The following is a 23,859-nucleotide window of genomic DNA, read 5'->3' on the forward strand; positions in this document are numbered from 1 at the left end:
GGTGAGCCGTCGGTATAAGCGCCGTGAAGCGACGATTCGCCCGCTTTCGCGGACGGGAAACGGGCTGCGTGTTCGTGACCAGAGCGGAAGCCAGTACTGTTCAAGTGGCGATAGGCACCAATGCCCGGCCGTAGGGAGTGCGGTGGTGCGGGTCAGTTTCTGGGGTCGTGGTGTTTCCGCACTCGTTGCCCTGGTGACCCTGGGCTCACTCATCCGGTGGTACACGCTCGATCTCTCCGCCGGGGCGGCGTTGCCGCACGACGTCATGAAGCCGACGGCGATTGTCGCGCTGCTCCTGCTCGCCGTTGCGCTCGCCCTCTCCAACCGGCCGGCGGTCGCGACCACTCTGGGCGCCGTCGTGACGCTCATCGGCGTGCTGACCCTCGCCGAATACGCCTCCGGCCTGGGCCTGGGCGTCGACGTTCTCCTGCCGGGGCTCCGCCTCGGCGACACACCGCCCAGGATGGCGATCGGGACCGCGCTCGCCCTGGTGCTGCTCGGACTCGCCTTCTGCCTCCGCGGTGTGGCCGGCGCCGCCGTGACCGCCGGCTTCGCTGTCCTCACCCTGCTGCTGGTGCTTCTGACCATCCTCAGCGCCGCGTACGGGGTCTCGGCAGTGAGTGATGCCGGTCGGCCGTTGAATATCTCCACGCTCTCCGTCCTGTGCGTGAGCGCGATCGCAGCGGCCATCCTGGTCGAACGGCCGGATATCGGGCTGGTCGCCCTGGTCCGCGACGACCGGAGTGCGGGCCGGCTGCTCCGAAGCGGCCTCCCCGTCATCGTTCTCGGCCCGTTCTTTCTGGGGTGGCTCCGGCTCTGGGCCCAGCGAAAGGGCTGGTTCGACACGGACCTGGGCACAGCGCTCCTCGTCGCATCGACCATCGGGCTCGTCCTGGGCATCGCCTGGATGGCGGCCGTCCAGTTGCGAGCGCTCGACATCCAACGCGACGGCGCGTTCGACGCCCTCGCCGTGGCCAATGCGACCCTGGAGAACGCGGTGCACGACCGCACCCGCGAACTGGCCAGGACGGCCGAGCGCCTGCACGCGCTCATCCGCATCGCGCCCGTCGGCATCGTGCAATTCGACGCACACGGCCGCGTTGTCACGACCAACGAGCAGTGGATGCGGATGACCGGCCTGAGCGTCGAGGCGGCACGGGGAGACGGCTGGGGCCGGAACATCCACGCCGACGATGCGGAGCGGGTGATCGACGCGTGGCGGACCACCATCGCGGACGGGGTCGCCTTTGAATCGACGTTCCGATTCCAGACCGTCATCGGTGAGCCGAAATGGGTGCAGGCGAGTGCCACCCGGATCCTCGACGCGACCGGCATCACCGGCTATCTGCTGAGCGTCACCGACGTCACCGCCGTGCGCGCAGCCGAAGCACGTGTGGAGCACCTCGCCTACCATGACCCCCTGACGGACCTGCCGAACCGCCTGCTCCTGCTCGACCGGCTCGACCAGGCGCTTCTCTTCGCTGCCAGGACGCACCGCGGGGTCGGCGTGCTCTTCATCGACCTCGACCGTTTCAAGGTCGTCAACGACAGCCTTGGCCACCACGCCGGCGACGCGGTGCTCGCCCAGATCGCGGTGCGGCTGCGCGCGGCGGTGCGAGCCTCTGACACGGTCGCCCGGATCGGCGGCGACGAGTTCGTCGTGCTCTGTCCCGACATCGGCACGGCCGCAGAGGCGCGCCAGATCGCGCAGGCGGTGCAGGCCGCCGTGGCCCAGCCGATCGCGATCGGCGACCAGACCGCGCTGGTAGACACCAGCATCGGCATCGCCTTCAGTCTCGGCGCCGAGGACGCCGAGACCATGCTCCGGCACGCCGACCAGGCGATGTACCTCGCGAAGGAGCAGGGCCGCGCCCGGTACGAGGTCTTCAATGACGACCTGCGCGGGCGCATCCGCCGCCGGGTCGACACGGAGATCGGGCTGCGCACCGCTGTGGCCCGCGGAGAGATCGAGACCTGGTACCAGCCGATCATCGACCTGCAGAACCCGCGGGTGGCGGCGGCAGAGGCCCTGGCACGCTGGCGGCGACCGGGAATCGGAATCGTTGCGCCGGGCGATTTCATCCCGATCGCCGAGGAGACCGGGCTGATCAAGGACATCGGCCGCACCGTGTTGCAGCAGGCGTGTTCGGCGGCGACCTCCCTCCGCCCCGACCAAGCCGTCAGCGTCAACGTGTCCGCGCGCCAGTTCGTGCGCTCGGACTTCGGCTCGGTGGTGCGCCGGGCCCTTCTCGAGTCCGGACTGGCACCCGGCCAGCTCTGGCTCGAACTGACCGAGAGCGCCGTCATCGACGTGATGGATTCGGCGACGCGCACGTTCGACGAGCTGCGCGATCTCGGCGTTCGCCTCGCCATCGATGATTTCGGGACCGGCTATTCCTCATTCGCCCAGCTTCGTTCCCTGGAGGTCGATCTGCTCAAGATCGACATGACCTTCATCAACGACCTTGTCTCGTCCGACCGGGATCAGTCGATCGTGCGGGGAATCCTGCACCTGGCCGATTCCCTCGGACTCGACGTCGTGGCCGAGGGAATCGAAACCAGCGAACAGTACGAAATCCTCCGTGACATGGGCTGCCGGTACGGCCAGGGCTACCTCTTCGCGCGGCCTCAGCCGGACATTTCGGGCGCTGCGCTCGGTCCGGACCTGATCGGCAGGGTCGAACCGGCGCCGAGCACTCCGTAGCACCAGGGACAGGCACGGCCGTGGCACCGTCACGGAGTCCAGGCGCAGCCCTCCGGCACGTCGATCAGCCTAAGTCGATGCGTCAGGCCAGGCAAGCGCCGCCCGGGGCATGCCGCATGGACAACCCCGGGCGAATTCCGCGGGTGAGCTCAGTACCGCTGCGGGGCGGATGGTTCGTTGCCGAGGATCTCCTCGATCGCAGCGAGCACTTCGGGGGTCAGAGCGGCCTTCGAGTCCAGGGCGGCCAGGTTGTCGGCCAGTTGCGCCCTCTTGCTCGCTCCCAGGATCACCGTCGACACCCGCGGGTTGCGCAGGCACCAGAGCAGCGCCAGGTGCGTCAACGGCAGCCCGGCATCCGAGGCGACGGTCGCCAGCCTGCGGACCTTCTCGAGTTTGGCCCTCCCGGCCTCGGATTCCCACTCCGCCCTGAGCCACTCGTAGCCAGGGAGGTTCATCCGGCTGTCGGCGGGGACCCCGTCGTTGTACTTGCCGGTGAGGACCCCTGAGGCCAGCGGCGACCAGATGGTCGTGCCGAGGCCGAAGGTGTCGTACAGCGGCAGGAACTCGCCCTCCACCTTGTCGCGCGAGAACATGTTGTACTGCGGCTGTTCCATGGTCGGCGGCGTGATGTGCAGCGCCCGGGCGACCGCGTGCGCCTCGGTGATCTGCTGGGCACTCCACTCCGAGGTGCCCCAGTACAGCACCTTGCCCTGCGTCACGAGGTTGTGCATCGCCCAGACCGTCTCTTCGATCGGCGTATCGATGTCCGGGCGGTGACAGAAGTAGAGGTCGAGGTAGTCCACCCGCAGGCGCTTCAGTGCGGCATGGCAGGCTTCGGTCACGTGCTTGCGCGACAGGCCTCGCTGCGTGGGCTTCGATCCGCCCCAGAATACCTTCGACGACACGGCGTAGGAATCACGGTCCCAGCCGAGCTTCTCCAGCGCGGCCCCCATCAGCGCCTCCGAGGCCCCGGCCTCATAGCCTTCGGCGTTGTCGAAGAAGTTGATCCCCGAGTCATAGGCGAGCGTCATCAACGCGAGCGCGTCGTCCTCGCGCACCTGCTTGCCGAACGTCACCCACGACCCGAGGGAGACCTCGCTGACCTGCAGTCCGGACTTGCCCAAACGGCGATACTCCATGGTGAATCCCTCTCTGTCGTGATCGGCCCGCACCACGCGTCGCGGCGATCGGACCCTCACTGGAACACTACGGTCCGCAGCTGCACGGATGCGCCGCGCGGCCCTCCGGAGCCGGGGCTACACTGTCGTCGTCGCGGGGGACGCACGAGAAACCAGACACCGACTCTCCGGAAGGCACGGGCCAGACATGCTGCACACAGACATCCCCACTCCAACGTCGATCCGCCAGCTGGCGGCCGTACGGGAACCGTTCTGCGTGTCGATCTATCTGCCCACGAGTCCGGTCCCGACCGAATCCGAACCGTCCCGGATCGAGCTCCGCAACCAGGTCGCGGCCGCCGCCCGCCAGCTCACCGAGGCCGGGGCGGGACGGGCCGTCGTCGAAGAACTCGAGGACGCGATCGCCGATCTCATCCAGGACCGCCAGTTCTGGTCCTACCTGTCGCGGTCGCTCGCGATCTTCCACTACTCGGGCCACCTGCAGACCTTTCGGGTCCCCAACGTACTGCCCTCCGTGCTCGAGGTGGCCGATCGTCTCTACATCAAGCCGCTGCTCCGGGCGATCACCTTCCCGCAGACGGCGTTCGTGCTCGCCCTGTCGCAGAATGCGGCCCGGCTGGTCGAGGTCTCGCCGGACGCGGGAGCCTATGTCGTCGATGTGCCCGGCCTGCCTGCCGACGCGGCGAGCGCCGTCGGTCTTCCGTCGATCAGCGGCCGGTCACCCTCCGGGCGCCTCCAGGGCTCAGAGGGACAGAAGGTGCGCCTCGCCCAGTATTCCCGCTCGGTGGATGCCGCGATCAGGCCGCTCGTGACCGGTTCGGGCCTGCCACTCATCCTGGCCACCGCGGAACCGTTGAACGGCATCTTCCGCGGTGTCAGCGCGTATCCCCTCCTCGCCGCCCCGACCATCGAAGGAAACCCGGACGAACGGACGCCCGAGGAGCTCGCGGCCGTCGCTCGTCCCGTGCTGGATCGGCTCTACACCGCCCAGCTCGGCGAACTCTCCGATCTGATCGAGGCGCGCTTCAGCGAGGGGCGCGGCGCCACCGACCTCAGCGATATCGCCCGTGCCGCCACCTACGGCGCCATCGACACCCTCGTTGTCGACATCGACCGGAAGATCCCCGGGTACGTCGACGAGGCATCCGGTGCGATCACCTTCGACGACGAGGACGACGCCCACAACTACGGCGTCGTGGATGAGATCGCCCGCCGGGCCCTGCTCTCCGGTGCGCGGGTGCTCGCGGTCCGCGCCGACGACGTTCCCGGCGGCGGCCCGGCCGCGGCGATCACCCGATTCGCCGTGTGACCGATTTCGCCAGGCGCGTACTTTTCGCTGATGCGGGAACATTTCCCGCCCGGACCTCGTTGTGCGGAACATGACAACAATTGGAATCATCGGAGCAGGAAACATCGGCAGCCAGATCGCCCGCAAGGCGATCCAGAGCGGCTATGACGTCGTGATCAGCAACTCTCGCGGCCCGGAGACCCTCGCGGACCTCGTGGCCGAACTCGGCCAGAAGGCGACGGCCGGAACCGCAGTGCAGGCCGCGGAGGCCGCCGACGTCGCCGTCGTCACCGTGCCGCTCAAGGCCTACGCAGACGTGCCCGTTGAGCCTCTCGCCGGCAAGATCGTGATCGACACCAACAACTACTACTTCGAACGCGACGGCCACATCGACGCCCTCGACAAGGGCGAGGCGACCGTGACCGGCATGCTGCAGGCACACCTGCCCACCTCCCGTGTGGCGAAGGGCTTCAACCACATCATGGCCGTCGACATCACCGGAGACGCACACCCCGCCGGCGACCCGGCGCGGCGCGCGCTCGCGACCGCTTCCGACTTCGCCGATGCCTCCGACTTCGTCACGAAGCTCTACGACGAATTCGGCTTCGACACCGTGAACATCGGCCCGCTCTCCGAGAGCTGGCGTGTCGAGCGCGACCGCCCGGCCTACGTCATCCGCCAGAACACCGCCGAGCTCGAGGCGAACCTCGCGAAGGCCCCGCGCACGGTCTGACCGTCAGCGGCCTCTCTGTCGGTCGCCTGCGCATCCGCCTCAACCGCGAGAGCGGAGTTTTGGCCCTTAAACCCATGGTTTAAGGGCCAAAACTCCGCTCTCGCGGACACGGACACGGACTGCAAGGTCCGAGCTGCGGGGACGTGACCGTCAGCGGCGGCGCTCGGCCGGCAGGAGCTCGGTCGCGCCGTAGCTGTTGTCGTCGGGGTTCAGGGTGACGCCGGGGGCGACCAGTTCGTCGATCCGGTCGAGCACCTCGGTCGAGAGCGTCACGTCGGCGGCGGGAAGCTGCGAGACGAGCTGCTCCATCGTGCGCGGGCCGATGATCGCCGAGGTGACTCCCGGGTGGTTGATCACGAACGCGATCGCCAACTGGATCAGGGTGAGCCCGGCCTCGTCGGCGACCCGGGCCAGGGCGTCGACGACCTCGAGCTTCCGCTGGTTCGCGACGCTCGTCATGTCGAACCGGGCGCTCGGCCGCGCCGCCGAGGTGGGAACGGGGGCGGCGTCCGTGCGCCACTTGCCGGAAAGCCACCCGCCGGCGAGCGGGCTGTAGGTGAGAGTGCCCATGCCGTACCGGAGTGTGGTGGGCAGGACATCCTGCTCGATGCCGCGGACGAGGAGCGAATAGGGCGGCTGTTCGGTGACGAAGCGGGCGAGGTTCCGGTCGCGAGCGGCGACCTGCGCCTCGACGATCTGGCTGCCGGAATACGACGATGAGCCGATGTAGCGGACCTTGCCCTGCCTGACCAGGTCGGTCAGTGCGCCGAGAGTCTCGTCGACGTCCATCACGGCGCTCGGGCGGTGCACCTGGTAGAGGTCGAGGTAGTCGGTGCCCAGGCGGCGCAGCGAGCCTTCGACCGCCTGCATGATCCACTTGCGCGACCCGCCACCCTGATTCGGGCCCTTCCCCATCGGCATGAAGAACTTCGTGGCGAGGACGACATCGTCGCGGCGGCCCGTGAGCGCCTTCCCGACGATCTCCTCGGACTCGCCCCCGGAGTAGACGTCGGCGGTGTCGACGAAGTTGATCCCGGCATCCAGGGCGTGGTGGATGACGCGGATCGAGTCGTCCACGTCCTGGTTGCCCCAGGGGCCGAACATCATCGTGCCCAGGCACAGCGGGCTCACTTCTACTCCGGTGCGTCCCAGAAGTCGGTAGTCCATCGGGTTCTTCCTTTCGTTGGCGGCTGAGTGCTGCTCAGCCCGCGTGGTGCTCATCGATCGGCATGGCGAGAGATTCCCGCACCACTGTCGCCGCCCAGCTCGCCAGAAGGCCGAGGGCGTCTGCGGACTTCGATCCCGGCTCTGCGCCGTAGACGAGCAAAGTGAGACCCTCGTCCGTCACGAGGTGCATGGCCTCGTAGGTGAGTTCGAGGTCCCCGACAACGGGGTGATGGAGTCGTTTCTCCCCCGACGTGTGCTGATAGACATCGTGGGCGGCCCAGCGGATGCGGAACTCCTCGCTTCGTGTCGAGAGCTCGCCGACCAGATCGGTCAGGCCCCTGTCATACGGGTTCTTCCCCGCTTCCGCCCGGAGCGTCGCGACCACGCCGGACGCGATCAGGTTCCAGTCGGGCCAGAAATCGACCGCCCTCGGATCGAGGAACGCAAACCGTGCGGTGTTGGGGGGCGTCAACGGGCCGTCGAAGACCGGCGCGTACAGCGCGCGGCCCAGAGCGTTGGTCGCGAGGATGTCCATCCGCCCGTTGCGCAACCAGGCGGGTGCGGCAATCGAATCCAGCAGCCTGAGGACGCCAGGGCGAACCCGACTGGCGGTCGGTCGCCGCCGCGTCCCCACGGAGGCATTGGCCGTCCTGGCCAGGTCGAAGAGGTGTGCCCGCTCGGTTTCATCCAGCTGGAGAGCGCGGATCAGGGCCTCGAGAACGCCCTCGGAGACACCGCCGAGGTTGCCGCGTTCGAGCCTCACGTAATAGTCCACGCTCACTCCGGCGAGCATCGCGACTTCTTCGCGGCGGAGTCCGGCGACGCGCCTCGTCCCACCGTAGTCCGGCAGTCCGGCCTGTTCGGGTGTGATGCGCGCCCGCCGCGTCACCAGGAAGTCACGGATGTCGGTCTTGTTGTCCACGACAAAACGGTACGTCACATCCGTGGCGGCTGGGAGGCCCTGCCAGTACCCGGAATGACATGGCCTCTCGCGCTCCCACACGAAGGAGTGTGCTGGTCACACGTTTGACGGATCCGCCCAAGAACCTCGTCCGCCCGTGACGTCAGTAGACGATGACACCATCGCGGTCGCTGAACAATCCGCTCGGACCGGCTGCATCGATTGTCGCCATCGCGATCACGGCATCCGTGCCCTCTGTCACGGTCTGGTGTCCGCTGTGACCGTTGAGATCTGTGGACGTGTAGCCGGGATCGATCGCGTTCACCCGCATGGACGGCAGCATTTTGCTGTACTGAAGGGTCAGCATGATCACCGCGGCCTTGGACGTCATGTAGCCGAGGCCGGTGATCGTCGATTCGACGCGGGCGGGGTCTGTGACAAAACGCGGGAACCCGAGGCCACTCGCGACGTTGACGATCACGGGGTTGCCGGACGCCCTCAGCAGCGGCAGGGCGGCCCTGGTGACACGCACGATCGAGTAGACGTTGGTGTCGAAGACCGCGGCCAGGTCCTCCGCACCGAATTCGTCGACTCCGGCGTGCGAGCCGACGATCCCGGCATTGTTGATCAGTACGTCCAGTGCGGGCAGTGAGGCGAGGGCGGATGCTACCGACTCGTCATTCGTCACGTCCAGGTGCACGACATGGGCACCGAGTGCGGCGGCCTCCGTTCCCTTCGAGAGGTCGCGCATGCCCGCATAGACCGTGTGGCCGGCCTCGAGGAGACGGCGCGTGGTTTCGAGTCCGAGGCCCTTGTTGGCGCCGGTGATGAGTGTTGTTGTCATGAATCCAGCCTGCGGTCGTGGCCGCGACACTTGCTGGCACTGTCAGTACCACCCGCCGTCCAGCCAGGAAGGCCAGAGTGGAGCCATGCCAGAACTCGCTTCCCTGCTCCGCGCCTGGCGCGACCGAATCACTCCCGTCGAGGCGGGACTGCCCTCCGGTGGAGACCGACGTTCTCCGGGGTTGCGCCGTGAGGAGCTCGCGATGCTGGCCAACCTCAGCGTGGACTACATCGTGCGTCTCGAGCAGGGCCGCGCCACGCATCCGTCAACGCAGGTGCTCGGTTCCCTCGCCCGCGCGCTTCGCCTCACCGACGACGAACGGGACCACCTCTTCCGGATAGGGGGAGTGGCGGTGCCGACGAAGACCATGGTCCCCCGGCACGTGACGCCGGGAGTTCAGCACATCGTCGACCGGCTCAGTGAAGTGCCGGTTGCGGTCTTCTCCGCGGCGTGGGACACCCTTCTGGTCAATGACCTCTGGCAGACCTTGTTCGGTGAGGTTCGGGCGGCGGGACGCGGTTCCAACCTGCTCTGGAACCGGTTCGCCGGTGGCCCGTCGTTCGTCGAGCACAGCCCAGAGCATCTGGCCGAGTTCCACCGCGACCTCGTCGCCGACGTGCACGTGGCCTCGACCCGGTACCCGGACGACACCGCGCTCTCCGATCTCATCGCCGACCTGCGCGCGACCTCGGCCGAGTTCGAACGGTTGTGGAGCTCGGCGACATTCGGGGAACACCGCGAGTCCCGGAAGACCGTGCAGAACGCCCTCGTCGGACCGATCACCTTCGACTGCGATGTGCTGGCCATCCCAGGGGGCGACCTGAAGATCGTCGTGTACACCGTGGTTCCCGGCTCAGCGGATGCCGCCAGGCTCGACCTGCTGAAGGTGAGCGCCATCCGGACCTTCGCCTGATGCCCTGTTGTCACCCGGGGTCGGTCGGGCTACGGTCGTGAATCGACGTCTCAGGGAGTGCGCATGACCGATGAACCCAGGCCCTTCGAAGTCCACGAATCGGGGGCCCTGTTCCACGGAACGAAAGCGAACCTCGCCGTGGGGGACCTGTTGGTGCCCGGGCGCGGCTCGAACTTCGAGGCGGGACGGACGACGAACTACGTCTACCTGACGGCGACACTGGATGCCGCGACGTGGGGGGCCGAACTGGCCGCGGGAGACGGCCGCGGCCGCATCTACATCGTGGAACCGACGGGTGCCCTCGAAGACGACCCCAACGTGACGGACAAGAAGTTCCCCGGCAACCCGACCCGGTCGTACCGCACCACGGAACCGGTCACGATTGTCGGCGAGCTCATGGACTGGACGGGACACTCCCCCGATCGGTTGCAGGCCATGCGCGACGGCCTCGCCGAGCTGAAGCGTCGGGGCCTCGCGGTCATCGACGATTAGGAGCACCAGGGCCCCGCACCGGGTACGTCACCGCGCGTGACGTACCCGGGCGCCTCAGTTGCGCAGCTCGAGGTACTTCGAGATCAGGGCCTTCGTCGAGGAGTCCTGGGCCGCGAGAGCGTCCGCATCCCCGTCGACGGCGGGAGCGACCTGAAGCGCCAGCTGCTTTCCCAGTTCGACGCCCCACTGGTCGAACGAGTCGATGCCCCAGATCGTGCCTTCGGTGAACACGATGTGCTCGTAGAGCGCGATGAGCTGGCCGACGACGCTCGGAGTCAGGGCCGGCGCGAGGATCGACGTGGTCGGACGGTTCCCGCTGAACGAGCGAGCCGGAACCACGGACTCATCGGTGCCTTCTGCCCGCACCTCCGCGGCCGTCTTGCCGAAGGCGAGCGCCTTGGTCTGGGCGAAGAAGTTCGCCATGAACAGCCCGTGGACGTCCTGGCCTGGCTCGACGGCGGCGCCGTCGCCCGTCTCGTCCTTCAGCGGGTGGGCGGGATTCGCGACGGCGATGAAGTCAGCCGGAATCAGGCGTGTGCCCTGGTGGATGAGCTGGTAGAACGCGTGCTGGCCGTTCGTGCCCGGTTCGCCCCAGAAGATCTCGCCGGTGTCGGTCGTGACGGGGGTCCCGTCCCAGCGGACGCTCTTTCCGTTCGATTCCATCGTGAGCTGCTGGAGGTAGGCCGGGAAGCGGTGCAGGTACTGCGCGTACGGGAGCACGGCGTGGCTCTGGGCCTTGAGGAAGTTGGAGTACCAGACGTTGAGCAGGCCCATCAGGACGGGCACGTTCTGTTCGAGGGGCGCTGTGCGCATGTGCTCGTCGACGGTGTGGAAGCCGGAGAGGAATGCACGCCAGTTGTCCGGGCCGATGGCGACGACCACGGATGTCCCGATGGCGGAGTCGATGGAGAAGCGGCCCCCGACCCAGTCCCAGAAGCCGAACGCGTTCTCCGGGTCGATGCCGAAGGCGGCGACCTTGTCGAGGGCGGTCGACACGGCGACGAAGTGCTTGGCGACGGCGTCGGAACGGGCGGCGTCGGTGTCCGCGATGGCGCCGGAGGCGAGCAGCTGGTTCCAGAGCCACTCGCGGGCGAGGCGGGCGTTCGTGAGCGTCTCGAGGGTGCCGAACGTCTTGGAGGCGACGATGAAGAGAGTGGTCTCCGGGTCGAGGTTCGCCGTCTTCTCGTAGACATCCGTCGGGTCGATGTTGGAGACAAAGCGGCATTCGAGGCCCGCCTGAACATACGGCTTCAGTGCTTCGTAGACCATGACGGGGCCGAGGTCGGACCCGCCGATCCCGATGTTGACGACGGTCTTAATGGCTTTGCCGGTTATACCGGTCCACGCGCCGGACCTCACCTTGTCGGCGAATGCGTAGACCTTGTCGAGGGTGGCGTGCACGTCGGCGTCGATGTCCGCACCGTCGACGACGAAGCCGGCCGGCGGCACGAGGCCCACGCCGTCCTTCGGGCGGCGGAGGGCGGTGTGGAGAACCGCGCGGTCTTCGGTCACGTTGATGTGTTCGCCGGAGATCATGGCACTGAAACGGCCGGGGACGTCGACGTCCTGTGCGAGCTGCAGGAGCTGGGCCAGGATCTCATCCGTCAGGAGGTTCTTCGACAGGTCGACGGTGAGGTCCCCCGCCTGAAACGTATAGCGACCGGCTCGTCCCGGGTCGGTGGCGAACCACTCGCGGAGATCAGGCGAGAATCCCTCGGCGATGCCGGCGAGCTGACTCCACGCGTCGGTGGACGTGGGATCAACGGGGGCGAATTCGGTCATGGATTCCTCCTGGACTATGGATCGGTAAATCGCCCGCGACTCCCGCAATTCAGCGAGGCGGACCGCTTACAAGCCTATGACCGTGTTCGACGACGGTGGAACGCTTCGGCAAGCCGTCTCGGTGGCGCTCGTCTCATGCATCAGGGGTGTCGTGCGAGGGACGGCGTCAGCAACCAGGCGCCCGCCGCACAGGCGAGCGGCGTTGCGCCCGCCACGATGACCAGCAGAGCCCAGGGTGGGGCGAATACACTACCCGACCCGGGGAGATCCATCGCGAACACGCTCACCAGACCGATGACCGTCCCGAGGGCCGTCCCGGTCCCCACCACGGTCAACGCCTGCCATGCTGCGACCGTGCGCAGCGTCGATGGAGCTGCCCCGATGGAGTGGAGCGTCTGCGAATCGCGACGACCTTCCGTTCGAGCCAGGGTCATGGCCACGACAGCGGCAGCGAAGACGATTGCCAGGCTGGAGACGAGCGTCAGCCACGCGGACGCACCGTCCTCGGCCGGACCGGCCTCGAAATATGCTGCGAGCCCTGCGGCTCCCGGGATGCCTGCCAGCCCGTCGGCGAGTGCGCGCAGTTCCGCGTTCGTGGGGTTCCGAGTCGTTGTCGCGAGGATCTGGCTGGGCTCGGTGGGGAGCCCCAGACGCTCGGCCGTCTCCCGGGAGATCACCACTCCGTACGGGAGCACAGGAGTCACGTCCGCGAGGACCGCCTCGAGGTGCACGGACTTCAGCCCGCTCGTCGCGGAGCCGCCCGACACGGCGAGTTCGATCGACCCGTCAGCGTCGACGAGCTGCGGGTGCAGGGCCACGGCTTCGCCCTGGTCCAGGGCGGCGAGGGCTGCCGGACTCGGCTCCCTGCCGAGAATCGCCGCGAGAGTCGATGAGTCGTCGACGACGATGTCCGCAGGAACAGCACCGACCTCATGTCCCGCGGTGTACCAGTCCCGACAGTGCGGGTCCGGGGCGAGCGGCGTGAACCGGTCGTTCCCGGGCGCATCACTCGTGCACCGGTTGGCAGGGGGCATGAGCACCCCCGACATCCGCTTCACGGTGCCATCCATCGCGGCCGTCCGGGCGGTCTCGACGATGGTCAGGCGACCGACAGGCAATTGGTCCGCGAACACGGTCTCGACGGCTTTCGCAAGACCGTCGGCATCCGTTCCTGGGGCGAGAGTCGGACCCAACGTGGTGTTCTGCTCTCCCGGGTAGGAGATCAGGGCCGCCTGCACACCGCCCGGCATCATCAGATACGGATACGTGACCCGGTTGGTGGCGTCCGCGGTGCCCTGGGAGCACAGCACGAAGACCGCCAGAAACGTCGTGCCCATGATCGCGGCGATGACCGGCTGGTGGCGCGCTCGATTGCGGTCGGCGTCGCGCGCTGCAATCCGCGCGGCAAGTCCCCATTTCCCGGATGCGACGCCCCAGCGCCGGAGGAGGAAAGGCGTCGCAGTGATGGCACCAGTGAGCAGCACGATCGCCGCCACGAAGGGTGCGGGACCTGTGACGGCACTGAGCCACGGGAACGTGCCCGCTGCCGACTGCCGCGCACTGACGCCGAGGATGCCGGAACCCAGCGCGACGATGCCGCCGCCCACGCAACAGACGACGCTGAGGACCAGATGCCGCGGGCGAGGTGCGGGCAGGGTGCTCCCGCGAATGGCCATCACCACGTCCGGTCGGGAGGCAGCGAAGGCGGGAGGCAGGGCCGCGAGCCAGCCGAGACCGGCGGCGAAGGCGATCAGCACAGCGATGAGGAGCGCCGAGACCGACGGCTCACCGCCGGAGGTCGTGACGAGCACGCACCCGATGCCCGTACCCGCCAGCGCTCCGACAGCACCTCCGAGCCCGCCGATCAGCGGGCCGGTCAGGCTCACTATCGCGACGAGGACCGCACGGCTCGTGCCGACACTCGCGACGATGCCCAGCGACCGCTGTTGCGCCTGTGCCGCGACGAGGAAGGCCGAGCCGGCGAGCAGGCAGACCAAACCGACCACGAACGCAAGCACCAGGACGAGGACACCGCCCTCCGCCCCGGCGGCGATACCCCGATCCGTGAGCCGAGGCGCTCCGGGGCTTTGGAGCACCACACTGCCAACGGCGAGGATGCTGACCGGAATCGCGATCAGGGTTGCGATCAGCGCGGTTCGCGCCACCTCACGCTTCACTTCACGGAGTGCGATCCGCAATGCCAGCCGTGCGGTGCTCATGTCGAACCTACCGACCAGCCTTGCGATTCACGGAATGAACGGACATCCCCGCCGCAGCGAGAGCGAACATCACCGCGGCGATCAGCACGATCCAGAGATTTCCTGCGGCCTGGGAGAGGGAGAAGAGTCCCAGGATGACCAGCCCGACGCCCTGCACGTACGGGATGTCCAGGTGGCGTTGCCACGCGGGCCTCGCCGTTCCGGAGGGTTTGGGCATGTGCACGCCGTCCTGATCGCCATTCACAACTTGGCATCGTGGCCGTCGCCAGCCGAGGAAAATATCCAGTTCACACGGGATAATTGCGAGGATACTCTCTCGTCGTCGATTCGAATGGACCGCAACGCGTACGAGACCGTGCGATTCGCTGCTTCTTCCCGTCCGCATCCTGTTGACCAGTCGGACGACTCGCGTCCAGCGAGTTCCGCTGAGAGGTGACATGCAGAACTGTGTGACACTCGAGTGTTCCGCTCCACGAAAGGATGATCGATGTCGTCAGTGCCCACTGCATTCGCACTTCGCCGCACCGCAGGTCTGACCATTGCGGCCGGTTCGCTGTTCGTCGCGGTCGGAGCAGGTGCGTGGATCACGGTCACGAAGCAACTCCGCGACGAAAAGATCACAGTGCCCGGCAATGCCCCCATTCTCGCGGGCAAGCCGGTGCAGGGTCCGGTGACGGCCTACGTCGAAGCGCTCGTCATCAAGGGCAATGCCGAGCGCGGAGCAGGCGGGCGCACATTCGCCGACATCAGTGCGGCACTGAGAGGTGTTGATGCGAGCAGCGACGAGGCAGTCGAGCTGCGCAAACAGAGCGCGGCGCTGTCAACGGGGGCGTCGCTGCGCACCTCGCTACTGACGTCGGTGCTCGCGTACGGGGTCAGCGCCTTCGCCGGCGGGCTCGGCGTCTTCTTTCTGATCGTGGGCACGCAACTGCGTCAGGTCGACGCAGCTGGCTAGGGAGATTCGCCAATCTGCCGCCTGAAGTGTCGGGACTGTCCCCGCTGGATCCGTGCCGCTTCAGGAATGAACTACACCCCAGGCCCTGTTGGTGCGGAAGATCCTCGGTGTTGGGGCCGACGTAAAGTCACTTGTCGGCATGATTGGACGTATGAACTCACGTGCGACGACAATGCGGGCAGTGCGGAACACCACACACGGTGGACCTCGGCTCCTCGAAACACACACGATCCCGATTCCCGTCCGCGCACGAGGCGAAGTCCTCGTTGAAGTTCATGCCGCCGGGGTCGCCTACCCCGACGTACTCCAATCTCGAGGCGAGTACCAGCTGCGCGTGCCTGTTCCGTTCACCATTGGGAGCGAGTTCTCCGGGGTCGTCGCCGACGCCGACGCCGATTCGGGATTCGCGGCCGGGGACCGCGTTCTCGGCGTTGCCGGTTCTGGCGCGTTCGCAGACTTTGTGGTCACGCCTGCGGATCGTGTCCTGCCGCTTCCGGATGAGATCGACTTCATAACGGCGGCGGCCATGCCCATCAATGTCCTGAGCGCAGAATTCGCCCTGGGGGAACGCGGCAATCTGCGTGCGGGCGAGACGGTGCTCATCCACGGCGCCGCCGGCGGGCTCGGAGTCGCACTCACCCAACAGGCGAAGTTGCGCGGCGCCGAGGTCATCGCCGTCGTCTCCACGCCGGAAAAGGCCCAACTGGCGCGAGACGTCGGGGCAGACCACGTCATCCGGCCTCACGACTTCCTCAGCGAGACTCGCAGGATCACGAACGGCCGCGGGGTGGACATGGTGCTCGATCCAGTCGGTGGCGAACGGTTCACCGACTCGCTGCGTGCGCTGGCGACCCGCGGCCGGCTTCTCGTTCTCGGGTTCACGGGCGGCAGCATCCCCACTGTGAAGGTGAACCGCCTGCTCCTGAACAACACGACCATCATCGGCGTCGCGTGGGAGGGACTGATGCCGACCTGCTCCGTCTCGCTTACGGCCCAATGGGAACGCCTGGCACCCTCCGTCGTTCGAGGCGCACTCGCCCCGGTGATCCACGAGGTGGTGGCGTTCGAGGAGGCCGCCGAAGCAGTCGCCGCTCTTGACGAACGACGGGCTGTCGGAAAGACCGTCCTCGCGGTACACGCCCGCCGTTAGAGGCCCGGGCTGCTATCGGAGACTCCGCCCCGGTCGCTGCGTTCCATGCGGGTGACGGCCATATCGACCAGGGCTCGATAGGCGTTGCGCACTATGACGGCATCGAGCGGATCGTCCGGGTGGAGGGAGCGGTATCCCCACCACCCCCACATCAGGGCGTCGACAGCGCGGGCCGTGGCCTCCGACAGAGAGCGACGAAGAATCATGATGGAGTCCTTCTGGAGGCCACGGAGGATTTCCGCAACCCGCGGACTCCGCGCCCCGTAGAGGTGCATCTCTTCATACAAGCGGATGTCCGCGAGCGCTGGAGCGGTTGAGCCACACGTCGCGGACACAAGGGCCTCAACGACGTCAGCGTCGGTACGGGAGCTGCGCATCGGGGCCGCGTATCGCGGCTCGAGTCCGTCTCGCAAGGTCTCGAACGCGCTGACGATCAACGTCTCCAGGTCGCCGAAATAGTACGTCGTCGATCCGAGCGGCACGCCGGCCTGCGCTGCGATGCGTCGATACGACGCCGCGCGCACGCCTTCTGTCGCAATGACCTCCAGCGCTGCACGAAGGATCCGGGTTCGGCGCTCCGGGTCATTCGGCTTACCCTTCCTCACGCGCCCTCCTCGATGCCAGACAAAGTATGTACCATTGTACGCAGATTCAGATAGCCCAGAAATGGGCAGTGACCCCAGGAGGATGACATGCAGGGCGACATACTCCAGCAACACGCCCGTGATATCGCGGCGTCGCTCGAGGACGTCACCAGTGGGCACCCGTTCACTCCGCACCTCGAAGTGTGGAAGGTGCACGAGAAGGTTTTCCTCATCGTCACCGACGATGATCCGGATCTGCAGATCATTACCGTGAAAGTTGATCCCCACCAGGCGGACGCGCTCCGTCGTGACGTCGACACAATCACGAGCGGTCGCTATCTTGACAAGCGGCATTGGATCTCTATCGGACCCGGTGCCGGGATCACGAAACAGCTGATCGAATACCTGGTGCACGCCTCCTACGACCTCGCAGACGACCGCGAACTGGGGCGGCAGCCGTGAGCGAGACACCGTCACTCTTCGACATCGACGACGACTCACGACCGCTTGCTGATCGGCTCGGGCCGCGCACCCTGCACGACGCGTCGGAGAAACCCGCCGGCACACCATCCACGGTTGCCACGTAACTGTTCCGTGCCTGCATCGCCGAGTGCCATGTGGATAGCTCGCGTGCTTCTGGCCGAGCCCATGCCTGTATCTGCTCCGGCGAGTAATCGGCGGCAGCGGTTTCGGTCACGGCGGAAAGAAAAATGGCCAACGTGTCTGCGGCATCCGCTTCACAATATGGCCGAATGACAACGACCGGTCCGTCGGCACGTGTGTTCAATTCCACAGAGTCAGCATCCCACGCTGACTGTTCATAGCCTTGCAGCGCTTCAGCGCTTCAGCTCTCCGGTCGTCGAAAGCCCTACGGGACGAGCTCCTTGAGTCGAGGTCGTCTCTCGCGCATCGCACGAAATGCTGCCGATGAAGAAGAGTGGTTAAGTATGTTTCACAAATCCATCAAAGGGAACGGGCGCAAGAGGGGGGGGTCCCATGACTAAAGCGCCATCAATAGGATGGGGCCATGAGCAATAAGAGCACCAGGCGTCTTCTCCCGGTCGTTTCTGCATCGTTTGTCGCCGTTTTTTTTCTTTTTGCGGCGCTCTGGGTGAACGGTAATTTTCCGTTCCCCATTGCGCTCAGCATTGCAATCGTGCTCGGCACAGGGACCTATCTTGCTATGGCTAAGGGCACGTCCCGGAAAGCCTAGTCCGACCTAAGCAACCGGAACGGGTCCGCAGGCGAACCTTCGCCGGGACCTGTTTCCCTGGGGACGGTTCAGCTGGTGGGCTGTCCTGCTCGCCAGTTGCGTGCATGGGTCAGTATCTGCTGGATGACTGCACTCTTGGCGTCGGCGTAGTGGTTCATGTCGCGCCATGTGTTCGCCGCGAGCGTCCGCTTTGTGGATTCGTAGAGTGCACGGTCTGCTGCGCTGACCCGGAGCCAGTCGCGGAGATCGAGGTAGTCGACCTGCTCAGCGGTCTCTGGCGAAAGAACGTGCACATGGAAGTCCAACCCCGCCGTGCGGAGCATCCGGTGACCGTATTCCCGGACCCGGAGCCGCAACCCGATGGATTCCAATGGCACAAGGTAGGCCTCCTCGTCGTCAATGTCGGCCACGACAACCAGCATGTCGATCACCGGTTTCGCCGCCAGTCCAGAGACTGAGGTCGAACCAATGTGTTCGACCGACAGCGCAGCCGGGCCCAAGGAGTCCTGGATCTTTTGAGCCATGGAAGCTGCCTTCGAGGGCCATGTGTCGTCGTAATCGACGATGAGGATCGCCCGTTGCTCACGACCACCGATCAAGATGGCGTCTAGTTCCGTGTCTCTTGCCGCCTGGCCCATCCTGCGAGTCTGGCACGACAGACTCGGCCTTCGGGGCCTGACTGAAGTCCGTCAGCAGGGGAACCCCTGCGAGACACTTCCGCCAGGGGCCTGCTCCGAGTGCCTCGTCGATCTCACCACGGTGCAACTATTCCCTCGCATGTATGGTCGCCCATATGACGACCGACACCACGAGTCCCGCTGACGAAGGGCCCGTCAGCGTCAAGACCGAGTATTTGCCCGACGACGCGATCGCCGTTCTAGGCGATCGAGACGCTACGCCAAGCGTCGTACTGAGGGCGATCGTCGGAACCATTGTTCAAACTGCGCCAGATGCGCTCATCGTCATCACCGGCGACTTTATTCAGTCGGTCAGGACAACTTCGACGCTCGAGGCGTCAAGGTCACCTAGGGGACGAAACGAGGAACCAACTTTGTGAGCGCGAAGACCATGCGAAACGCAGAGGGCGGGGCGACCGTCTATCTTCCCCTCGGATTGGTTTTCGGAAGTGACGACGAGTCTCAGGAACAACTCACCTGGCGCGTGTCATACGTTCTTGGAATGGCGGCGCATGAAGCCGTGCACGCACTGAATCACAATCAAGCCGAGGATAGCGAGGCGGTCTTCAATGAGATGCAAATCACGACCGCTTCGGAGGTCTACTACGCGACCGAAGCGGGAACAATCGTGGAGGAATATCGAGCCCAGGTCAGCGCGGAACTCGCGTTCCCCTACCCAGGATCCTTCATTGAAAATCTCTGCGACGATACCGATCATTTTGGAGGCGCCGTTGACGAGGCGAGACGATTCGTCCCGTCCGACGTGCCGGCAGCGGCCGCGATCCAGGGCGCGGCAGGCACCAATCTATGGAAGGCGATGGCACTCGCCGCCGCTGAGTCCAGAGTCCGCGGCGGAGAGCTGCCTGTATCAGTGGCGGAGAATGCGCACTGGCGGCTTTACGTCGCGCCGCTTTGGGTGGCATGGGTTGCCGTTCTGGCTCAGCTTCCCCCGGGGAATGAACGGGCCGGCCTGGACCGGTTGACTGCCGTCACACGGCAACTGATGAAGCTGTTGGCCGCGTCAGAACGCCTCGCCGGGGTACAACGCAGCTGGGATGACGGCGGCGGCGCATATATGCATTGGGTGACGCCTGCCGGGAATCCCCGAACCTGAAACTGAGGCTCCCAAATGTCACAAGGAACCGTATGCGGGACACTGTCCAGATAGCGGAGGCGAACTCGACGTCCGCGATCGCCTGGTAGGCGCTGTCGTGGGGGATCCGTTCGGCTCTCCAGAGCCCGTCATCGTCTCCATCAGGGCGTTTTCGTACTCGTCACCAACCGTCCCGATCGAGGCCGTGATCTGCCCGAGCGCAAGATGCTCGGTCAGGACAATCGAGGCGCCTTGGGCGAGCCGGCATCGGAGTGATGAATCAGCTGGTTCAGCCCGATGGTGTGGCCTTGCCGCTCGCGTTCCCACAACGTCATGCGTGTTGACGTTCTCATGGTGCGAGCGTGTCACGAAGCGACGACAGCTCAGCTGGATGCCGCCATCGACGAGTGGTCGAGCGCCGGCGCTGACCGCGGTGCAGAAAACCTCGTCGTGCACATAGCTGTGGCCAGGACGCCGGGCTCTCGACCTGCGCGCCCTGGCCACCAGCGGTTGCGATATTCGGTGAATCTACATGCCGTAGGAGCGCATCATCCGCACGGCCGCGCGGCCGCTTGTGCTCATCCGCATGGCGTTGAAGGCGGCCGTCTGCATGAACGAGTTGACACCGGTCAGCTCGAAGCTGATGACGACCGTTCCGAGCGAGAACAGCGCTACGCCGATTGGCGACATCAAGGCTGCTGTGGTCGCGATGATGGCATCCACCGTATCGGCGTTGCTCCAAGTGGAGGACAGGTCTGCCCGCATCTGGGTCACGATGGCTTCGGGGGTGCTGTTGGCGTTGAGCAACGTTGAGACGGTCTGGAACTCGCTGATGAGGGACCGCCCTGCCGTTGCTCGATCGGCGACGTTGACGGCTGCCCCGAGCCGAGCGCCTGGACCAGATGCAATGAACTTGGCGATCGACGTGGCCGGCGCCGCGAGGGTGTTGGCATTCAGGATCATCTGCGGGATCGTCGTGGCGAGCTGAACGTTGTTGCTCGTCGCGAGGTAGCTGTTGTAGACCGCCCGGTCATCGTTGGTGATCCAGTCGGGGTAGTACGCGGTGTTGTTGGCGCAGATGCTGGGTAGATCGTAGAAGTGAGACATGTACATGTACACCGTCTCCTGGCCAAGGGTCGTCGCGTTCGAGTCGATAGCGTTGTTCATCGCGGCAACCTGTTGCGAATAGGACACCAGCGCGCCTGTGTTGGAGCAATCGGTGGGCGGTGCTGAGAGTGTCGGTAGCGACGGGGTAGAAGCCGGGGCTGCAACCAGGTCGATCACGCCGCTGAGAGTCGCGGCCTGCGGCTGAGACGCAGTAGGAATGTTAGATGCTCCCACGCCCAACGCCGTATAGAAGTCGACAATGCGGCCAGATTCGGTGACCGCCTGCGCCCCTGCCGCGGTCAGTGTGAGATCGGTCGTGGTCGCGGAGGCCGGCGCGGCGACGAGACTGGTGCTCACGAGGGCACCAGCGAGGACGACGGAGATTTTCCAAGCGATCTGCATGTGGATCTTCCTTTTCTGAGTGGGTTACTGGACGGGCGTTCAAGGCGGCGGCAGGCGCAGGACCCTGCGGAGGTAGCGGTCGTATTCGTCGAAGTCGATCGGATTGAACAGGCGCGCGACCGCGATGAGGACGAGCACGAGCCCCGTGAGGACGAAGTACGTGGTCGTCACCTCAACGACGCCGTGCTGCAATGAGCTGGCCAGCTCACCGGAGGGCAGCCGGTTCACGTACGTCGGATCCACGGCGCGGCCCGCGAACACAGTGTGGACACCGAGGACGCCCCACAGGATCGCGACCAGTGTGAAGGCGATGAAGCCCCACGCGTCTGACACCCTGCTCCGCGGCACCCGCGTCTTGCGCAACGTGAGTTGGTATTGGAGCCCGTCATTGACGCTCAGGAGCTGGAACATCCACGCCCACATGATGAGAAAGAGCAGGTTGATGTAGTCGAAGGTGCCCCTCCCTAACTGGGCGATGGCCGGCGAAAAGTACAAGCCGACAGCACCAGACACCACCAGAAGAACGAATGCTCCTCCAGCCACAACCACGGTAATGGCGAGGAACAACCAACCCTGCACGTGGCTGTTTCTCCGCAGCCGCGCACCGTCAGCGGATTCCCCCCACATCCCAGCCCCCCCCCCGCCTGAATGGGTCCGGCTTGCGAGAGAGCCTCTGCTGCCCGAACGGGACATAGCATAGCCCCACTTTTACGCAGCTCGATAGGCCGTTGGGCATGTCTCACGGATGACACCCGAGGTGAAATCCGTCACTGCTCCACTGCCGGTCGAGACGCGGCCCGGACAGTTCAGGCAGCAAAGGCGACAATCGCGCGATGTCGCCAATGCCTCGTCATCCGTCAATTTCACAATGCGTCGCTAGCCAGATTTGCGTGGGTCCAGCGCTTCAAGCGGTGCCCGCAAGCGGGACCCTCAACGGACACTGCCCCACGAACAGAGGCATTCACGATGTGCGTGGGCACGGGGCGTCCGTATGATCCGCCCGTTAAGGTTTCGCACTCAGGTGCCTCTAGCGCGACAACTATTTGACACTGCCGGCTGTCTCAAAAACCGTGGGTTACGTGACAGCGAAGTTATGCGACACCTCCGCATCGCCTCACCGTGGGGCGGGCGATGCGTGAAACACACAAGAGATCCTCCGTTGGACGGATTTCTGTGCCGATGAAGCGAGATGCGCCGTTGTCGGGATCCCCTATCGGAATGTTTGGTCACCGACTTCATCAGCCGCCTGGACGTCGAGCCGGTGTGAGGAGAGAACGCCGTACGCAACGCGGGCGGTGACGCAAGCGAGGTCGTCGTCGAGGGCCGCAGTGCCTGGCAAGAGTGTCCGAGCAAGGAGCGGCCCGACGAGAACGTCGGAAACGAGTTCGAGGTCCCAGTCGGCGTGAACTCGTTCACCCCGTTCGATTGCCGTCTCGATTACTCGGCCGAGGTTCTCTCGACGGGGGGCGACGAAGGAGTCTGCGTAGAGCTGCCTGAGGACCTCGTCGGTTCGTATTGACTCGAGGAGACCGGGCAGGTTCTTGCGGAACAGATCGGAAGAAAACATCGCGACGTCGGCCCGTTGCAAGGTCTCGAGGTCACCGAGCAGCGAGCCGGTCGATGGCCGCTCTCCCGTGCCGAACTTCGATGCAATGACGTCCAATGCGAGGTGGGCGATACTCGGGTAGCGCCGGTAGAAGGACGGTCGGGTCGAGCCGATTGATCGAACCAAACCGTCGACAGTGAGCCGGGAGAAGCCGGGGCCGACCATGACGGCTTCAGCCGCCGCGAGCAGCGCGCTCTGAATTCCGGGGTCGATGGGTCTTCCCATGCGACGGTCGGTCATTTCGCACCGAGTTCGAAGACGCGGTCGCATCGGTCGGCAACCCGATGGTCATGGGTGACGACGAGCAGCGTTTTGCCGTAGTCCTTTTGCAGGTCGAGCATCTCGGTGACCGCGATCTCCGCCAGCGCATCATCAAGGGCTCCGGTGGGCTCATCCGCGAGGATCAACTCGCCCGGTTTCAGGATGCAACGCGCGAGCGCGACCCGTTGACGTTCACCTCCGGAGAGTGTCATGACTTTGTCGTGGGCGACGTGCTGCAGACCGAGCCGACCTAGCAGGTCCATGATCTGGTTCTCTTTCGTTCGCCGCCGCCCTCTCACGCCGTGGAGACTGATCAAGATGTTCTCCATGGCGGTCGAGGCGTTGATGAGGGCGAACGACTGGAAGAGATAGTTAATGTGGTCGCGGCGCAGGACCGACGCTGCCCGACCGTTGATACGCGGAAGAGGCTCGCCTCGGAACTGCACCGCGCCGCTGGTGTGTCTGTCCAGAAGTCCGACGATGTTCAGGAGCGTCGATTTACCTGAGCCGGACGGTCCCACGATCGCGACCGATTCGCCGTTGCTGACCTCGAGGTCTACCCGATCCAGCACGGTACGTGAACCGTACTGCTTCGTCAGGTCCTTGATTGCGAGAAGAGTGGTCATAGC

General features: G+C 65.6%; 24 protein-coding genes. 11 read left to right on the forward strand and 13 right to left on the reverse strand.

Annotation, left to right across the window (positions count from 1 at the left end; genetic code table 11):
• Positions 1-145 precede the first annotated feature (145 nt).
• Positions 146-2,704, forward strand: a complete 2,559-nt coding sequence (locus MQH31_RS14475) for a putative bifunctional diguanylate cyclase/phosphodiesterase (RefSeq protein WP_243012644.1) — start codon at positions 146-148, stop codon at positions 2,702-2,704.
• A gap of 149 nt (positions 2,705-2,853) precedes the next feature.
• Here the strand turns inward: MQH31_RS14475 and MQH31_RS14480 are convergent, their stop codons facing one another.
• Positions 2,854-3,843: a potassium channel beta subunit family protein gene (locus tag MQH31_RS14480; RefSeq protein WP_243012645.1), complete on the reverse strand. Its 990-nt coding sequence runs from the start codon at positions 3,841-3,843 to the stop codon at positions 2,854-2,856.
• Between the two features lie 187 nt (positions 3,844-4,030).
• Here MQH31_RS14480 and MQH31_RS14485 point away from each other — a divergent pair, with 187 nt between their 5' ends.
• Together MQH31_RS14485 and MQH31_RS14490 are read left to right on the forward strand one after the other, a co-directional pair.
• Positions 4,031-5,152 (forward strand): baeRF11 domain-containing protein, encoded by a 1,122-nt coding sequence (locus tag MQH31_RS14485; protein ID WP_243012646.1) that lies wholly within the window; start codon positions 4,031-4,033, stop codon positions 5,150-5,152.
• 70 nt (positions 5,153-5,222) lie between these two features.
• Positions 5,223-5,864, forward strand: a complete 642-nt coding sequence (locus tag MQH31_RS14490) for an NADPH-dependent F420 reductase (protein ID WP_243012647.1) — start codon at positions 5,223-5,225, stop codon at positions 5,862-5,864.
• Positions 5,865-6,014: 150 nt separating this feature from the next.
• On the opposite strand, the gene MQH31_RS14495 is transcribed toward MQH31_RS14490, so the two are convergent.
• The 3 genes from MQH31_RS14495 to MQH31_RS14505 all read right to left on the reverse strand — a co-directional run bounded on the left by MQH31_RS14495 (position 6,015) and on the right by MQH31_RS14505 (position 8,776).
• Positions 6,015-7,031, reverse strand: a complete 1,017-nt coding sequence (locus MQH31_RS14495; protein WP_243012648.1) for an aldo/keto reductase — start codon at positions 7,029-7,031, stop codon at positions 6,015-6,017.
• A gap of 34 nt (positions 7,032-7,065) precedes the next feature.
• Complete coding sequence (locus tag MQH31_RS14500; protein ID WP_243012649.1) at positions 7,066-7,953, reverse strand: helix-turn-helix transcriptional regulator; 888 nt, start codon at positions 7,951-7,953, stop codon at positions 7,066-7,068.
• Between the two features lie 142 nt (positions 7,954-8,095).
• Entirely contained in the window at positions 8,096-8,776 is a 681-nt protein-coding gene (locus MQH31_RS14505) for an SDR family NAD(P)-dependent oxidoreductase (RefSeq protein WP_134534547.1), read from the reverse strand.
• Positions 8,777-8,861: 85 nt separating this feature from the next.
• On the opposite strand from MQH31_RS14505, the gene MQH31_RS14510 reads away from it, so the two are divergent.
• On the forward strand, positions 8,862-9,689 hold the full coding sequence (locus MQH31_RS14510; protein ID WP_243012650.1) for a helix-turn-helix transcriptional regulator: 828 nt from the start codon (positions 8,862-8,864) through the stop codon (positions 9,687-9,689).
• Between the two features lie 63 nt (positions 9,690-9,752).
• On the forward strand, positions 9,753-10,181 hold the full coding sequence (arr, locus tag MQH31_RS14515) for an NAD(+)--rifampin ADP-ribosyltransferase (RefSeq protein WP_243012651.1): 429 nt from the start codon (positions 9,753-9,755) through the stop codon (positions 10,179-10,181).
• Positions 10,182-10,235: 54 nt separating this feature from the next.
• Here the strand turns inward: arr and pgi are convergent, their stop codons facing one another.
• The 3 genes from pgi to MQH31_RS14530 all read right to left on the reverse strand — a co-directional run bounded on the left by pgi (position 10,236) and on the right by MQH31_RS14530 (position 14,399).
• Positions 10,236-11,963, reverse strand: a complete 1,728-nt coding sequence (pgi, locus tag MQH31_RS14520) for a glucose-6-phosphate isomerase (RefSeq protein ID WP_243012652.1) — start codon at positions 11,961-11,963, stop codon at positions 10,236-10,238.
• A 140-nt stretch (positions 11,964-12,103) separates the two neighbouring features.
• On the reverse strand, positions 12,104-14,182 hold the full coding sequence (locus MQH31_RS14525; RefSeq protein ID WP_243012653.1) for an FtsX-like permease family protein: 2,079 nt from the start codon (positions 14,180-14,182) through the stop codon (positions 12,104-12,106).
• A 7-nt stretch (positions 14,183-14,189) separates the two neighbouring features.
• The gene (locus MQH31_RS14530) at positions 14,190-14,399 is read right to left on the reverse strand and encodes a hypothetical protein (RefSeq protein ID WP_243012654.1); all 210 of its coding nucleotides are present in this window, start codon (positions 14,397-14,399) and stop codon (positions 14,190-14,192) included.
• Between the two features lie 270 nt (positions 14,400-14,669).
• Here MQH31_RS14530 and MQH31_RS14535 point away from each other — a divergent pair, with 270 nt between their 5' ends.
• Both MQH31_RS14535 and MQH31_RS14540 read left to right on the forward strand, forming a co-directional pair.
• A complete protein-coding gene (locus tag MQH31_RS14535) occupies positions 14,670-15,137 on the forward strand; it encodes a hypothetical protein (RefSeq protein ID WP_243012655.1) in 468 nt (155 codons plus the stop codon).
• Between the two features lie 172 nt (positions 15,138-15,309).
• Positions 15,310-16,287 carry an NADPH:quinone oxidoreductase family protein gene (locus MQH31_RS14540; RefSeq protein ID WP_243012852.1) on the forward strand — a complete coding sequence of 326 codons (978 nt, stop codon included), beginning with the start codon at positions 15,310-15,312 and terminating at the stop codon, positions 16,285-16,287.
• Here the strand turns inward: MQH31_RS14540 and MQH31_RS14545 are convergent.
• On the reverse strand, positions 16,284-16,892 hold the full coding sequence (locus MQH31_RS14545; protein ID WP_243012656.1) for a TetR/AcrR family transcriptional regulator: 609 nt from the start codon (positions 16,890-16,892) through the stop codon (positions 16,284-16,286). The two genes, MQH31_RS14540 and MQH31_RS14545, sit on opposite strands and share 4 nt — an antisense overlap.
• An 87-nt stretch (positions 16,893-16,979) precedes the next feature.
• Here MQH31_RS14545 and MQH31_RS14550 point away from each other — a divergent pair, with 87 nt between their 5' ends.
• Both MQH31_RS14550 and MQH31_RS14555 read left to right on the forward strand, forming a co-directional pair.
• Positions 16,980-17,333, forward strand: a complete 354-nt coding sequence (locus MQH31_RS14550; RefSeq protein ID WP_243012657.1) for an MmcQ/YjbR family DNA-binding protein — start codon at positions 16,980-16,982, stop codon at positions 17,331-17,333.
• A 565-nt stretch (positions 17,334-17,898) separates the two neighbouring features.
• Positions 17,899-18,084, forward strand: a complete 186-nt coding sequence (locus tag MQH31_RS14555) for a hypothetical protein (RefSeq protein ID WP_243012658.1) — start codon at positions 17,899-17,901, stop codon at positions 18,082-18,084.
• Positions 18,085-18,152: 68 nt separating this feature from the next.
• Here the strand turns inward: MQH31_RS14555 and MQH31_RS14560 are convergent, their stop codons facing one another.
• The gene (locus tag MQH31_RS14560) at positions 18,153-18,722 is read right to left on the reverse strand and encodes a GrpB family protein (RefSeq protein WP_243012659.1); all 570 of its coding nucleotides are present in this window, start codon (positions 18,720-18,722) and stop codon (positions 18,153-18,155) included.
• A 155-nt stretch (positions 18,723-18,877) separates the two neighbouring features.
• Between MQH31_RS14560 and MQH31_RS14565 the strand changes: the two genes are divergently transcribed.
• Together MQH31_RS14565 and MQH31_RS14570 are read left to right on the forward strand one after the other, a co-directional pair.
• Positions 18,878-19,141 (forward strand): hypothetical protein, encoded by a 264-nt coding sequence (locus tag MQH31_RS14565; protein WP_243012660.1) that lies wholly within the window; start codon positions 18,878-18,880, stop codon positions 19,139-19,141.
• Positions 19,138-19,875: a hypothetical protein gene (locus MQH31_RS14570; RefSeq protein WP_243012661.1), complete on the forward strand. Its 738-nt coding sequence runs from the start codon at positions 19,138-19,140 to the stop codon at positions 19,873-19,875. Before MQH31_RS14565 ends, MQH31_RS14570 begins: the two co-directional genes overlap by 4 nt.
• A 507-nt stretch (positions 19,876-20,382) precedes the next feature.
• Here MQH31_RS14570 and MQH31_RS14580 read toward each other — a convergent pair.
• From MQH31_RS14580 to MQH31_RS14595, 4 genes are all read right to left on the reverse strand, one after another.
• On the reverse strand, positions 20,383-21,363 hold the full coding sequence (locus MQH31_RS14580) for a hypothetical protein (protein WP_243012662.1): 981 nt from the start codon (positions 21,361-21,363) through the stop codon (positions 20,383-20,385).
• A 39-nt stretch (positions 21,364-21,402) separates the two neighbouring features.
• Positions 21,403-21,858 (reverse strand): hypothetical protein, encoded by a 456-nt coding sequence (locus MQH31_RS14585; protein WP_243012663.1) that lies wholly within the window; start codon positions 21,856-21,858, stop codon positions 21,403-21,405.
• A gap of 715 nt (positions 21,859-22,573) precedes the next feature.
• The gene (locus MQH31_RS14590; RefSeq protein ID WP_243012664.1) at positions 22,574-23,194 is read right to left on the reverse strand and encodes a TetR/AcrR family transcriptional regulator; all 621 of its coding nucleotides are present in this window, start codon (positions 23,192-23,194) and stop codon (positions 22,574-22,576) included.
• Between the two features lie 11 nt (positions 23,195-23,205).
• The gene (locus MQH31_RS14595) at positions 23,206-23,856 is read right to left on the reverse strand and encodes an ABC transporter ATP-binding protein (protein WP_243012665.1); all 651 of its coding nucleotides are present in this window, start codon (positions 23,854-23,856) and stop codon (positions 23,206-23,208) included.
• Positions 23,857-23,859: the final 3 nt, after the last annotated feature.

The sequence above is a fragment of the Cryobacterium zhongshanensis genome, from assembly GCF_022760445.1.
In the GTDB taxonomy this organism is placed as follows: Bacteria; Actinomycetota; Actinomycetes; order Actinomycetales; family Microbacteriaceae; genus Cryobacterium; species Cryobacterium algoricola.

Excerpts from the sequence above, each read along its gene's own strand:
- MQH31_RS14495 (WP_243012648.1), bottom strand. The coding sequence starts at position 7,031 with ATGGACTACCGACTTCTGGGACGCACCGGAGTAGAAGTGAGCCCGCTG.
- MQH31_RS14510 (WP_243012650.1), top strand. The coding sequence starts at position 8,862 with ATGCCAGAACTCGCTTCCCTGCTCCGCGCCTGGCGCGACCGAATCACT.
- MQH31_RS14535 (WP_243012655.1), top strand. The coding sequence starts at position 14,670 with ATGTCGTCAGTGCCCACTGCATTCGCACTTCGCCGCACCGCAGGTCTG.
- arr (WP_243012651.1), top strand. The coding sequence starts at position 9,753 with ATGACCGATGAACCCAGGCCCTTCGAAGTCCACGAATCGGGGGCCCTG.
- MQH31_RS14555 (WP_243012658.1), top strand. The coding sequence starts at position 17,899 with ATGAGCAATAAGAGCACCAGGCGTCTTCTCCCGGTCGTTTCTGCATCG.
- MQH31_RS14530 (WP_243012654.1), bottom strand. The coding sequence starts at position 14,399 with ATGCCCAAACCCTCCGGAACGGCGAGGCCCGCGTGGCAACGCCACCTG.
- MQH31_RS14480 (WP_243012645.1), bottom strand. The coding sequence starts at position 3,843 with ATGGAGTATCGCCGTTTGGGCAAGTCCGGACTGCAGGTCAGCGAGGTC.
- MQH31_RS14565 (WP_243012660.1), top strand. The coding sequence starts at position 18,878 with ATGACGACCGACACCACGAGTCCCGCTGACGAAGGGCCCGTCAGCGTC.
- MQH31_RS14490 (WP_243012647.1), top strand. The coding sequence starts at position 5,223 with ATGACAACAATTGGAATCATCGGAGCAGGAAACATCGGCAGCCAGATC.
- MQH31_RS14540 (WP_243012852.1), top strand. The coding sequence starts at position 15,310 with ATGCGGGCAGTGCGGAACACCACACACGGTGGACCTCGGCTCCTCGAA.
- MQH31_RS14560 (WP_243012659.1), bottom strand. The coding sequence starts at position 18,722 with ATGGGCCAGGCGGCAAGAGACACGGAACTAGACGCCATCTTGATCGGT.
- MQH31_RS14590 (WP_243012664.1), bottom strand. The coding sequence starts at position 23,194 with ATGGGAAGACCCATCGACCCCGGAATTCAGAGCGCGCTGCTCGCGGCG.
- MQH31_RS14595 (WP_243012665.1), bottom strand. The coding sequence starts at position 23,856 with ATGACCACTCTTCTCGCAATCAAGGACCTGACGAAGCAGTACGGTTCA.
- pgi (WP_243012652.1), bottom strand. The coding sequence starts at position 11,963 with ATGACCGAATTCGCCCCCGTTGATCCCACGTCCACCGACGCGTGGAGT.
- MQH31_RS14485 (WP_243012646.1), top strand. The coding sequence starts at position 4,031 with ATGCTGCACACAGACATCCCCACTCCAACGTCGATCCGCCAGCTGGCG.
- MQH31_RS14580 (WP_243012662.1), bottom strand. The coding sequence starts at position 21,363 with ATGCAGATCGCTTGGAAAATCTCCGTCGTCCTCGCTGGTGCCCTCGTG.
- MQH31_RS14505 (WP_134534547.1), bottom strand. The coding sequence starts at position 8,776 with ATGACAACAACACTCATCACCGGCGCCAACAAGGGCCTCGGACTCGAA.
- MQH31_RS14525 (WP_243012653.1), bottom strand. The coding sequence starts at position 14,182 with ATGAGCACCGCACGGCTGGCATTGCGGATCGCACTCCGTGAAGTGAAG.
- MQH31_RS14550 (WP_243012657.1), top strand. The coding sequence starts at position 16,980 with ATGCAGGGCGACATACTCCAGCAACACGCCCGTGATATCGCGGCGTCG.